The following is a 12,697-nucleotide window of genomic DNA, read 5'->3' on the forward strand; positions in this document are numbered from 1 at the left end:
AGCAACGAGTCAAAGTCCGTGCTTGCACGGAACCTTGAGGAGTGCCGCGATAACGATAAAAACTCGCAAAGCGTGTTTTTATCGTTCAAATGCATTTTTGTTCGTAACTGTGAAGGCACTGAACAGTTACGAAAGGAAAAGCCTTTCTCCTTGATGTGAAAGGAGAAAGGCTTTTTTGATAAGACAGGAGAAGAACTTATGGCAAGAGAAGTAAATTTTGGAAAAATGCTCCATGGTGGAGATTACAATCCGGAACAGTGGCTTCACAGCCCGGAGATTCTGGAAAAAGACATCGAATATTTTAAAAAAGCGAAAATCAATGAAGTATCCCTGGGTATATTTTCCTGGGCAGTACTCGAACCGGTAGAGGGAGAGTTCCATTTTGAATGGATGGAAAAGATTATAGATCGTCTGTATGAAAATGGCATTTCAACAATTCTGGCAACCCCGACCGGAGCAAGACCAAGATGGATGGCACAGAAGTATCCGGAGGTACTTCGTGTAGACGCCAGTCGTCACAGAAATCTGTACGGAGAAAGACATAATCACTGCTATACATCTCCGGTATACAGAGAAAAGACAAGAATTATGAATACAAAACTGGCGGAAAAATTCAAAGACCATCCGGGCGTGATCGCCTGGCATATTTCCAATGAATATGGAGGAGAGTGTCATTGCCCGTTGTGTCAGGCAGCCTTTAAAAACTGGCTGAAAGACAAATATCAGACAGCAGATAAGATGAACCGGGCATGGGCAACCACATTCTGGAGTCACCGGTATAACGATTTTGATCAGGTAGACAGTCCTTCCCCAAGAGGAGACAGCTCTCTTCACGGTCTGAACCTGGACTGGAAACGGTTTGTGACCGATCAGACTGTAGATTTTGTAAAATGGGAGATCCAGGCTCTTAGGGATGCAGGATCCGACAAACCAACCACCATCAATATGATGTATGATTTCCAGGGATTAAATTATCACAAATTTGCTGATGTAGTAGATTTTGTATCCTGGGATAATTATCCACAGTGGCACAAGAAAGAAGAATACCTGACAGCCATGGATAATGGCATGCAGCATGATATCATGCGAAGCATTCAGAAAAAACCATTTTTGTTGATGGAGAACTGTCCGTCGGCAACCAACTGGCAGTCCGTAAGCAAATTAAAGAAACCGGGAATGCTTCATGCAGCTTCCATGCAGGCTGTTGCCCACGGATCCGACAGTATTATGTATTTCCAGCTTCGACAGAGCCAGGGTTCCTCTGAAAAGTTCCATGGTGCAGTGATAGATCATTATGGCAAGGATGATACCAGAGTATTTAAGGAGGTAACGGAAGTAGGAGAAAGTCTGGAAAAACTTCAGGAAGTTACCGGAGCGAAGAACCCGGCACAGGTGGCTGTGGTATATGACTGGGAGAACCGCTGGGCAATGGAAGACGCCCAGGGACCAAGAAATAAAGGACTGTTCTATAAGGAAACTGTGGAAAAATCCTATTACGCATTCCGCAAACAGGGACTGAATGTGGATATGATCGATATGGAGCAGGATCTGGATGGTTATAAAGTAGTAGCAGCACCTATGCTTTATATGTTCAGGGCAGGATTTGAAGAGAAGGTTCGTAAATACGTAGAAAATGGTGGAACCTTTATCCTGACTTACTGGTCCGGTATCGTAGACAGTACCGATCTGTGTTTCCTGGAGGGAACTCCCCATGGACTGATGGATGTGATGGGACTTCGCAGTACAGAGATTGACGGTTTGTACGATGGGGAATATAATAGAGGAGTACCGGTGAGGGGAAATGAGTTGTGCCTGACGAAAACCTATACCTGTAATCATCTTTGTGAACTGGTTAAGACTTCTACTGCACAGCCTCTGATGACCTACGAAACCGATTTTTATGCCGGTATGCCGGCACTTACCGTGAACCTTTTCGGAAAAGGAAAAGCATACCATGTCTGTGCAGACTTTGAACAGGGATTTTATGATGAAGTTTATCGTAAGATTGCAAAAGAAGCAGGCGTAAAACGTGTAGTTGCTCACATCCCGGAAGGCGTGGAAGTAAGTGTGCGCCGGAATCAGGATACAGATTATGTATTTGTACAAAACTTCAACCGTCAGCCGGTAGAAGTCAAGTTGCCTGTAGAACAGTATCCGGTATGGTTTGGAAAATATGATGGCACTATAGATCGGTTCGGCACCGTGGTATTAAAAGGAAAGGCAGGAGAAAAGGAATGATTCAAGAGAGCATTGTAAAACTGGTACAGTATGGACTGGCAACCGGTCTGGTAGAAAAGGAAGACAAACGTTATACTACGAATAAAATTCTGGAATTACTGCAGATGGATGCAATCGATGAAGAATATGTAAAACAGATTCTGGAGTCTGACGGAGCAGATCAGAGTGTGGCAGGTGAACTGGAAAGCATTCTGGGAGATATCTGTGACTATGCATATGAACATGGTCTGATGGAAGAAAACAGTGTGGGTTATCGCGACCTGTTTGACACAAAAGTTATGAGTCTTTTGGTAGACCGTCCAAGCAATGTGATCCGTCGCTTCTGGGAATTGTATAAAGAAGATCCGGTAAAGGCTACCGATGCACATTACAAATTCAGTCAGGATACCGATTATATCCGTCGTTACCGTATCGCAAAAGACATGAAATGGGTAGCACCGACAGAATACGGTGATCTGGATATTACCATCAACTTGTCCAAACCGGAAAAAGATCCGAAAGCCATCGCAGCAGCAAAGCTGGCTAAACAGACATCATATCCAAAATGTCTGCTTTGCATGGAAAACGAAGGCTACGCAGGACGACTGAACCATCCGGCAAGACAGAACCACAGAATCATACCGGTAACCATCAACAACAGTGAGTGGGGATTCCAGTATTCTCCTTATGTATATTATAACGAGCATTGTATCGTATTCAATTCTCAGCATGTACCGATGAAGATCGAACGTGCAACCTTCGCAAAATTGTTTGACTTTGTAAAACAGTTCCCGCACTACTTTGTTGGATCCAATGCGGATCTGCCGATCGTAGGAGGATCGATCCTGAGCCACGATCATTTCCAGGGTGGACATTATGAATTTGCCATGGCGAAAGCACCGGTGGAAAAAGAAGTAGTGATCCCGGGATTCGAAGACGTCAAAGCAGGCATCGTAAAATGGCCGATGTCCGTCATCCGTATAAGCGGTCCGGACACGGAGCGTCTGATCGAACTGGCAGACAAGATCCTGTTAAAGTGGAGAGGATACACTGACGAGGCAGCATTTATCTTCGCGGAAACCGACGGAGAACCACACAATACCATCACCCCGATCGCAAGAAAACGTGGTGATATGTATGAGATGGATCTGGTTTTGAGGAATAATATTACGACCGAAGAACATCCGCTGGGTGTTTATCATCCGCATGCGGAACTGCACCATATCAAGAAAGAAAACATCGGTCTGATCGAAGTTATGGGCCTGGCAGTGCTTCCGGCACGTCTGAAAGGTGAACTTGAAGGTCTGTGCAAAGCCATTGTGGCAGGCGAAGATCTGAGAAAAGATGAAGTTCTGGAAAAACATGCCGACTGGGTAGATGAACTGAAAGAAAAATATACTTTCACAGCAGAAAATGTGGAAGAGATTCTGAAAAAAGAGATCGGCATTGTATTCAAGAAGGTGCTGGAGCATGCAGGAGTGTACAAATGCACAGAAGAAGGCAGAACTGCATTCATGAGATTTATTGACAGTCTGTAAAAGAAAATAACGATTTTTATATAATACTTTGGTAAAGTGTTATAAAAATAAAGAGCCGGGTTGACAACAGCAATCCGGCTCCTTATAATAAAAGCATTAACGAAACTACATATCGAGCCAATAGAAGGTTGCAGGAAAGCAGGCGAAAGCCCGCCGAAGGAATAATACTCTCAGGTGTCCGTGAAAAACGGACGGGACTGTAACCGGATGGCCCTCTGGAGAATCCCAAAGATGGGTGCCGAAGGTGAAAGCAGATCTGTGATCTGCGAATCTCTCAGGCAAAAGGACAGTGTGAAAGATACAAAAAAGAAAAGCGGCATGTCGCAGTTGTTTTTTGTGTTTCGAGTGGATAATGAATAACAATTCTGAACAGAACCTGCAAAGGCGCAGAACAGTTATGGAAGTATCAGGTCCCGGGGATTTCCCCGGGACCTTTTTTGTCGGAAACGCTGTACTGGTTTCAGGTGAATAAAAAACGCTCTGCAAGGATATGCCCTGACGCATTCTTTGGTATTGGCTTGAAACGTAAGAAAAAGTGAGGGAGAAGAAAAAACATGGAATTTGTTACAAAAGTAGTTGAGTGTGTCAATACGTTTCTGTGGGATTATGCACTGCTGATCCTGCTTCTGGGAGCCGGTATCATTTACTCGTTCAGCCTGAAATTTATTCAGATACGAAAGTTTGGTGCCGGAATGAAAGCATTGTTTGGTAATTTTTCGCTGCATGGCGGGAAAGGAGAAAATGGTCTCAGTTCTTTTCAGGCTCTGACAACAGCGATTGCCGCCCAGGTAGGAACCGGTAATATCGCCGGAGCAGCAACAGCGATTGCATCCGGAGGGCCGGGTTCCATCTTCTGGATGTGGGTCAGTGCATTCTTCGGAATGGCTACCATCTATGCGGAAGCTGTTATGGCACAGCATACAAGAAAACTGGAAAACGGACACTATGTAGGAGGCCCGGTATATTATATAAAATACGTATTCAAGGGCAGATTTGGAAAATTTCTGGCAGGTTTCTTTTCTGTAGCTATCATTCTGGCCCTGGGATTTATGGGAAATATGGTACAGTCCAACTCTATCGGTGCAGCATTTAACAATGCATTCCATGTACCGAAACTGGCAGTGGGAATCTGTGTGGCAGTGATTGCCGGCATCATCTTCATTGGCGGTATCAAGAGAATCGCAAGCTTCACAGAAAAAATCGTTCCGATCATGGCGCTGTTATACATCATCGGCTGCCTTGTGATCCTGGTGATGCATCTTCCGGGGGTTGGAACTGCATTTAAAGATATTTTTGTGGGTGCTTTTGCACCAAAGGCAATCGCAGGCGGTGCACTTGGTGTAACGGTTCAGAAAGCGATGCGTTTCGGTGTTGCGAGAGGACTTTTCTCCAACGAAGCAGGTATGGGTTCCACACCACATGCACATGCAACAGCGGAGGTTAAGGATCCGTGTGATCAGGGAATCATCGCAATGATGGGTGTATTTATCGATACATTTATTATTCTGACACTGACAGCTCTGGTTATCCTGTCCACCGGAGTACTTGGTAACGGACAGACAGGTTCTGAACTGGCACAGAGTGCATTCAACGTAGGATTCGGTAACTTTGGAAATATCTTTATTGCATTGTGTATGCTGTTCTTTGCCTTTACTACAATTGTCGGATGGTATTATTTCGGTGAAGTGAATGTTCGGCATTTGTTCGGAAATGGTGCAGTAAAAGTTTATGCAGTGATCGTTGTGATCTGCGTAATCATCGGATCCACATTGAAAGTAGATCTGGTATGGGATATGGCAGATATGTTCAATGGTTTAATGGTGCTTCCAAACCTGATTGCACTTCTTGGATGTCTGGCGATTGTTCGCAAATTGACGAAAAAGAGCGAAAATAGCAAAGAGAAATAATGGAATATAGACAAAAACAGAAAAATCCGCTTTGGGGAAAGAAACCAAAGCGGATTTTTTTGAAATTGGTTAAATTGTACTTGATTTTTATAAAACAATGGTATAATATATAAACATGACGAAACAACATTTAAACAATACGCCAAAATCACCGGAAACAACGAGAAAAAGTGAAAAGTATTGTGCAAAATGTTCATGACGGTGGGATGACAAACTATATAATGTCGTGAGCGAAACAAAAGATTCCGTAGTTATTATGACGAAACACAATATTAAGAAAAATTGTGAAGGAATGTAGATTTTCGTTCGTGTTCATACGGTAGGCGCCAGCAGAGTTTTTCTGAAAAAAGTAGTATGGGCAGAAGGAAAATTTATATAGAGACAACGGAAGATTGACGAATATGATGTTGTCTGAGTTATTTTCAAGACCTAAAGGGAGGGAAAGAGATGAAAAGAAAAATAGTTGCAGTTTTAACAGCAGCTACGCTTGCAGTTGGTATGTTAGCCGGCTGTGGCGGTGGCGGAAGTGATTCCAGTTCCGGCGGATCTACGGATTCCAGTGGAACAACTTCTACAGATGACAGTTCAGGCGGAAGCGGAACAGCAGCATCTGAAGGTATTACTACAGAAGTAGGAACTCCTCGTTCCGAGACACTGATCGTTGAGTGTCAGTCCCCAACAGATGTACCTGGTCAGTTTAATAGCTACATGACAGGTACCCAGATGGGATTCGGTATTCATCAGCTGATGAGTGCTCATCTGTGGGAAATGGATACCGCAAGTGGTGAACAGTGGGGCGAGATTGCTGATGGCATGCCTGAGTCCAATGATGATTTTACCGAGTGGACAGTAAAAGTTCGTCAGGGTATCAAATGGTCCGATGGTGAAGATGTAACAGCGGATGACGTTGTCTTCACTTTCAATATGATTAAAGAAAATGACGGAATCGGTGCCAGTGCAGCAACAAACCTGTACATTGATTCAGTAGAAAAAGTAGACGATTACACAGTTCTGTTTAAGATGAAAGAATCATTCCCACGTTTCGTACAGAGATATGGTATCACTGTATGGGGAACTGATTACCGTATCGTTCCGGAACATATTTATTCAAAACAGTCCGATGTTACTACATTCAAGGATGAAGATCCTGTAGTGGCAGGTCCTTACACCGTGAAAGATTACGATAAGTTAGGTGACTGGGTGCTGTATGAACTGCGTGATGACTGGAAGGACAGCACACTTGGTGTTGCAGGATCCACTCAGTATGAGTACGCTGAAAATGCTACACCACCGAAATACGTATGGTTCCGTACATTCGCAGACTCTACCACAAAACAGATGGCTATGATCAATAACGAAGTTGACCTGCTGTGTGAAGTAACACTGGAAGAGTTTGAAACCATGAAAGCTTCTAACGACAAAATTAACTGCTGGTACAATGATTTCCCATATGCAAACCCAGACGATCCGGGTGCAAAAGGAATTGTATTCTCACATGGTCAGGGCGCACCGTATGACAATGCAGACTTCCGTTGGGGTATCTGCTTAGCACTTAATATTGATGAGATCTCCATGAACACGTTCTCCGGAGCAGGACGTGCGGCTCCGATCCCGTTAATGAACAATACACAGTTCCTGCAGGAAACCTACACAATCCCAATGCAGGATTGGCTGGAAAACTTCGAACTGGATCTTGGCGATGGTACAACCTTCAAACCTTATGATACCGGTTATGCAAAACGTATGGCTGATTCTCTGGGCATCGAAGGAACAGATGAAGAACTGATTACCATGTTTGGTGCAGGCTGGTGGAAACATGATGAAGAAGCAGCTACAAAACTGCTTGAAAAAGCCGGTCTTGAAAAAGTAAATGGTGTATGGAATTATGAAGGCAAACCTTTCACCTTTGAAATGAGCTATCTGGCAGATACTGAGTTCCAGGAAGCACGTGGTGTACAGGCAGCTTACAACCAGCTGACAAAATTCGGTTTCCAGTGTTCAATCGCATCCAAATCTTCCGCAACATGGGATGTAGACGGTGGAAAGGGTAACTACCAGATCGCTGGTTACTGGCCATCCGGTGGTATCCTGAAAGACTTCTACTCTGCAATCAGCGGATTTGATGGTGATCTGATCAAACCTTTAGGCGAAACTGGTTCTGGTCAGGGACTTCGTTGGAATAACGAAAAAGTTACAGAGATACTTCACGAACTTGCTAATACTGATCCGGAAAGTGATAGATCTTACGAACTGCATACTGAATTCCTTAAGGAATGTGTAACAGATATGCCGGAAATCAACTTCCTCTCTGGTACAAAATTCGTTCCGACCAACTCAACTTACTGGGAAGGTTATCCGAATGCGGACAACCCGTACAATGGTCCATGGTGGTGGTGGAGCTGCTTCAAATACATGCTTCCAAACATCACTGCTACACAGGCTTAATCCTTTAAGTCTTTAGGAACAGTAATAAAATGATGAAAACAGCAAAAACTGACAGAGTTATTTGCTGAAATATCAGAAGGGACGGAGTTGTAAGAAAAGCTTACGATCCGTCCCTTTTGTGTAGAAATAGTAGTAAAGGAGTGCTGTGTATGAAATTTAAAAAATTCTTTCTGCAGCGAGTGCTTGCCTGGGCGCTGACTATCCTGATCGGTGTTACCTTTATCTTCTTCATTCCACGTATGTTTCCGTCAGATCCTGTTGAAAACATGATCGCACAGATTCAGTCACGTTCCGGTAACATGGATCCAGCCGAGATGGAAGCCCTTCGTAGCAGCCTGCGTGTGCAGTTTGGACTTGATGGCTCGCTGCTGCAACAGTATGGATATTTCCTGTGGCATGGTCTGCTGCATTTTGACTTTGGTCCGTCACTGATGAGTTATCCGGAACCGGTAGGAAAGATCATTGGACGATATCTGCCATATACGTTGATGCTCTGTCTGACATCCACGTTTATTGCGTGGATCATTGGTAACCTGATCGGTCTTCTGGCAGGATTTCGGAAAAATAAAACTTCATCCAAGATTCTGGAAGCAATTGCAATTTTTATTTACCCGATTCCTTACTTCCTGGTAGCGTTGATCTTACAGATTGTATTTGCATTTATATTAAAATGGTTCCCGTTGCAGGCAGTTATCAATACTAAAGGTGGATTTGGTCCTTGGATCGCTTCTGTGGTCAAGGCTTCTATCCTTCCGGGAATCTCACTGCTGTTACTTGGTACCGGATGGTGGATCATCTCCATGAAATCTCTGGCGAGCACCACAGCAGAAGAAGATTATGTACGTTATGCCCGTTTCCGTGGACTTTCCGAGTTCGCTATCGGCAAAAACTATGTAATGCGTAACTCCATTCTGACCCAGATCACAGCACTGGCAATGAGCCTTGGTGGTGTCTTCGGTGGTTCCATCATGACCGAGATTATTTTCGGATACCCTGGAGTCGGTTCTCTGATTCAGGCCGCAATCCTGCAGTCGGATTATAATATGATCCTTGGCTGTATTACGATTTCCATCGTAGCGATTGCTTCAGCAACTTTAATTGTGGACCTGATCTACCCGTTCATCGATCCGCGAATCCGGTACGGCTGATAAGAGGGAGGGACAGACATGAAGAAATTTTGGAAAACAGCCAATTTTCGTTTAAAAGCAGGCTTGATTTCTACTTGCTTTTTCCTGATCATTGGGTTCGTAGTATATTTTATCCCACATACAAATCCGTTTACCTATAATACATACCCGAATAATCTGGGAGTTTCTGCTGAACATTGGCTTGGAACTACCAGTATGGGACAGGATATTGTATGGCTGCTGATCGAAGCCATTCACAATTCTTTGATGATTGGTCTGATCGTAGCTACTATTGGTACTGTTGTGGGTGTTCTGGTTGGTCTGCTTGCAGGTTTTGCAGGCGGCGCATTGGACAGAGTGCTGATGATTATCACGGATACTTTCGTAGTAATCCCGTCTCTGCCGATTCTGATCATGATGACTTCCCTGATGAAAGGAAGCTCTACTGTAATTGTTATGGCACTTGTTCTTGCAATGTTCGCCTGGGCATGGCCAAGCCGTCAGATCCGTTCCATGGCTCTGACAATCAAAGAGCGTGACTTTATTCACACAGCACGTTTCTCCGGTGAAAGTACCTTACAGATCGTTGTAACGGAGATTCTCCCGTTCGCACTGTCCTGGTCACTTTCCAACTTTATGAATGCAACACTGAGTGCAATTGGTTCAGAATCCAGTTTGGCCGTTCTGGGTCTGTCACCGGGAAACCTGGTTTCTCTTGGTAACATGATTCAGTGGGCAAGAGGATACAATGCAGTCCTTGCTAAGAGATGGCTCTGGATCGGTTCTCCGATTGTTGCAACCGTTATCTTATTTGTTGGCCTGTTCATGTTGATTACAGGTTACAACGATTATCAGGCTAAGAAGAGAGGCAGGTGATAAGTATGCTGAAAATCGAGAATTTGTCAACGTCTTATAAGACAATAGACGGTGATATACACGTACTCAAGGACATTAACTTTGAGATTAAAGACAATGAGATCTTCGGCATCGCAGGCGAGTCCGGATGTGGTAAAACCACCCTGCTGAACACTCTTTATGATATTGTTGACTATCCGTTGGTGATCGATCAGGGGCGTGTTGTTCTGGAAGGTGAAAAAGACGGAAAGAAATATTCATTCGAATCTGGAAAGATTCGTGACACCTGGTGGAACAATATCGCATATGTGCCACAGGCTGCACAGAGTGTTCTGAACCCGATCGTTCGTCTGAAAACACAGTTTCTGGATTCTATTCCAAAGGACCAGAAAAAGAATGAAAAACCGGAGGAAACTCTGGCAAGAGTTGCTGATTATCTGAAAGAACTGAATCTTTCCCCGGATGTTCTGGAGTCATTTCCATTCCAGCTGTCCGGTGGTATGAGACAGCGTGCGATCATTGCACTGGCAACCTTTATGTCTCCGGGTGTTGTTCTGGCCGATGAGCCGACAACCGCTCTGGACGTAGTTGTACAGAAGGGTATTCTTATGATGCTGATGCGTCTGCAGAAACAGTTAAAGAATACAATGATCATTGTAAGTCATGATATGGGTGTTCATTATCAGATCACAGACCGTATGGCGATCATGTATTCCGGTAGTATTGCAGAGCTCGGTAAGACAGAAGATATTTTCAATGATCCGATTCATCCGTATACAAAGATGTTGGTAGATGCTCTTCCGCGTGTAGGTGAGGATGTACAGCGAGTTGGTATCGCAGGACGTCCGCCGGCACTGAAGAATCCGCCGCCAGGATGTCGTTTTGCACCTCGTTGTCCGCATGCTACGGATCGGTGCCGCAGTGAAGTCCCGAAATTCCGGGAAATAAGACCGGGTCGTTTCGCTGCGTGTCACTTATTAGAAGAGGAGGTGAAGACGAATGGCTGATAAATTATTGGAAGTAAAAGGCGTCAGCAAGATTTTCCGTGTAGGTGGTATGCTGCGTGGTAAAAAGCTGGTGGCTGTAGATAATGTTTCTTTATCTATCGATAATGATAAACCGGTAATCCTGTCTATCGTAGGAGAGTCCGGTTGTGGTAAATCTACTTTATGTAAGATGATTCTTCGTCTTCATAACCCGGATATGGGTGACATCGTTATGGATGGAAAATCTTATGCAGATAAAAAAAGCTATGATCCAAAACAGTTCAAACTGGATGTACAGCCGATCTTTCAGAATCCATACGAATCTTTCTCCGCAAGAAAGACCGTAGATACTTACCTGTATAACACTGCTCTTCGTCTTGGCATCGCAAAGAACAGAGCAGAAGCAGATAAAGTTGTTGATGAAGCATTAAAGAGTGTTGGTATGTCTCTGGCAGTCGTAAAAGGAAAATATGCGACTCAGTTCTCAGGTGGAGAGCTGCAGCGTGTATCTATCGCGAGAGCCCTGATTACCCGTCCGAAACTGATCATCGCAGATGAGCCTGTTGCGGCAATCGATGCATCTATGAAGATGAACATCGTAAACCTCTTTAAAGAGCTGCGTGACAAATATAAAATCTCATTTATTTATATTACTCATGACCTGTCGACTGCATACTATGTATCCGATTATATCGCAACCTTGTATCGTGGCTGCCTGATCGAATACGGACCGGCAAAACAGATCATGGACAATCCGGCACATCCTTACACCGAACTTCTGATGAGTTCTGTACCCCGTGTCGGAGACAAATGGGAGAAAGAAATTGCCATGCCGGATATGGAAGGAAAAGAATATGCAGTGGAATACTGTAAGTTCGCTCCTCGTTGTCCGTACGCAACCGATGAATGTCGTCAGAAACGCCCGGATGCAAAAGATATGGGCAATGGCCGTATGGTACTTTGCTGTCACCCTCTGTGTCAGCAGACAAAAGAAGCGTAAGATAAGCTTGTAAAGCATAAAAAGGCTGTCGCCTCCGGAACTTGTGAGAGTTCCGGAGGCGACAGCCTTTTGCTTTACGGGAAATTGCCTTCCTGTAAAGTAAAAAACGCTCCGCGAGGATGCTCCAAGGCACGCTCTAGGGCTGTTTTAGTTTTAGCAACAATTTATCATGGGAAAAGGCAGATAACAGGATTTGACATATGATGGAGTAGGAAATTGATAATAAAAAACTCCCGAGGATTCCGATATTTGGGGAATCCCAGGGAGTTTTATGATCTCAGATTATTTCAAAAAGTTCGAATGTTCGGAAGGTTAGAACAGACCTGTGATCTTTCCTGTCTCGTCTACGTCGATCTTCTCAGCAGCCGGTACTTTTGGCAGTCCAGGCATAGTCATGATCTCACCGGTCAGAGCTACGATAAAGCCTGCACCTGCGGAAATCTTCAGATTTCTTACAGTAACTTCAAAGTCTGTCGGTGCTCCCAGTTTGGTCTGGTCATCTGTCAGGCTGTACTGTGTCTTGGCTACGCAGATCGGGCAGTTGCCGAATCCAAGGTCTTCCAGCTGTTTTGCCTGTTTCTGGGCATTTGCTGTCAGTACTACACGTTTTCCGCCGTATACT

At 44.3% G+C, this 12,697-nt stretch carries 9 protein-coding genes and 1 riboswitch; of the genes, 8 read left to right on the forward strand and 1 reads right to left on the reverse strand.

Going from position 1 to position 12,697, the window contains the following annotated elements; translation table 11 throughout:
• Positions 1-198 precede the first annotated feature (198 nt).
• The 8 genes from MSA64_RS06330 (at position 199) to MSA64_RS06365 (ending at position 12,075) form a co-directional block, all read left to right on the forward strand.
• On the forward strand, positions 199-2,238 hold the full coding sequence (locus MSA64_RS06330; protein ID WP_277663579.1) for a beta-galactosidase: 2,040 nt from the start codon (positions 199-201) through the stop codon (positions 2,236-2,238).
• Positions 2,235-3,755, forward strand: coding sequence for a UDP-glucose--hexose-1-phosphate uridylyltransferase (gene galT / locus MSA64_RS06335; protein ID WP_154431608.1), 1,521 nt, complete (start codon positions 2,235-2,237; stop codon positions 3,753-3,755). Before MSA64_RS06330 ends, galT begins: the two co-directional genes overlap by 4 nt.
• Positions 3,756-3,960: 205 nt before the next feature.
• Positions 3,961-4,055, forward strand: a riboswitch (glycine riboswitch).
• Positions 4,056-4,309: 254 nt separating this feature from the next.
• A complete protein-coding gene (locus MSA64_RS06340) occupies positions 4,310-5,662 on the forward strand; it encodes an alanine/glycine:cation symporter family protein (RefSeq protein ID WP_287891024.1) in 1,353 nt (450 codons plus the stop codon).
• Positions 5,663-6,109: 447 nt separating this feature from the next.
• Entirely contained in the window at positions 6,110-8,107 is a 1,998-nt protein-coding gene (locus MSA64_RS06345; protein ID WP_287891025.1) for an ABC transporter substrate-binding protein, read from the forward strand.
• Positions 8,108-8,256: 149 nt separating this feature from the next.
• Entirely contained in the window at positions 8,257-9,255 is a 999-nt protein-coding gene (locus MSA64_RS06350) for an ABC transporter permease (protein ID WP_277663583.1), read from the forward strand.
• 18 nt (positions 9,256-9,273) lie between these two features.
• Complete coding sequence (locus tag MSA64_RS06355) at positions 9,274-10,110, forward strand: ABC transporter permease (protein ID WP_022172706.1); 837 nt, start codon at positions 9,274-9,276, stop codon at positions 10,108-10,110.
• 5 nt (positions 10,111-10,115) lie between these two features.
• A complete protein-coding gene (locus MSA64_RS06360; RefSeq protein ID WP_154431612.1) occupies positions 10,116-11,096 on the forward strand; it encodes an ABC transporter ATP-binding protein in 981 nt (326 codons plus the stop codon).
• Positions 11,089-12,075, forward strand: coding sequence for an ABC transporter ATP-binding protein (locus MSA64_RS06365; RefSeq protein ID WP_154431613.1), 987 nt, complete (start codon positions 11,089-11,091; stop codon positions 12,073-12,075). Before MSA64_RS06360 ends, MSA64_RS06365 begins: the two co-directional genes overlap by 8 nt.
• A gap of 312 nt (positions 12,076-12,387) precedes the next feature.
• Here the strand turns inward: MSA64_RS06365 and MSA64_RS06370 are convergent.
• A partial coding sequence (locus MSA64_RS06370; protein ID WP_287891028.1) for a formate--tetrahydrofolate ligase occupies positions 12,388-12,697 on the reverse strand: 310 nt, incomplete at its 5' end.

Origin of the sequence: Oliverpabstia sp. (genome assembly GCF_022785585.1) — a bacterium.
In the GTDB taxonomy this organism is placed as follows: Bacteria; Bacillota; Clostridia; order Lachnospirales; family Lachnospiraceae; genus Oliverpabstia; species Oliverpabstia intestinalis.

Coding starts and splice junctions, on each gene's coding strand:
- galT (WP_154431608.1), top strand. CDS start 2,235: ATGATTCAAGAGAGCATTGTAAAACTGGTACAGTATGGACTGGCAACC.
- MSA64_RS06345 (WP_287891025.1), top strand. CDS start 6,110: ATGAAAAGAAAAATAGTTGCAGTTTTAACAGCAGCTACGCTTGCAGTT.
- MSA64_RS06340 (WP_287891024.1), top strand. CDS start 4,310: ATGGAATTTGTTACAAAAGTAGTTGAGTGTGTCAATACGTTTCTGTGG.
- MSA64_RS06355 (WP_022172706.1), top strand. CDS start 9,274: ATGAAGAAATTTTGGAAAACAGCCAATTTTCGTTTAAAAGCAGGCTTG.
- MSA64_RS06360 (WP_154431612.1), top strand. CDS start 10,116: ATGCTGAAAATCGAGAATTTGTCAACGTCTTATAAGACAATAGACGGT.
- MSA64_RS06330 (WP_277663579.1), top strand. CDS start 199: ATGGCAAGAGAAGTAAATTTTGGAAAAATGCTCCATGGTGGAGATTAC.
- MSA64_RS06350 (WP_277663583.1), top strand. CDS start 8,257: ATGAAATTTAAAAAATTCTTTCTGCAGCGAGTGCTTGCCTGGGCGCTG.
- MSA64_RS06365 (WP_154431613.1), top strand. CDS start 11,089: ATGGCTGATAAATTATTGGAAGTAAAAGGCGTCAGCAAGATTTTCCGT.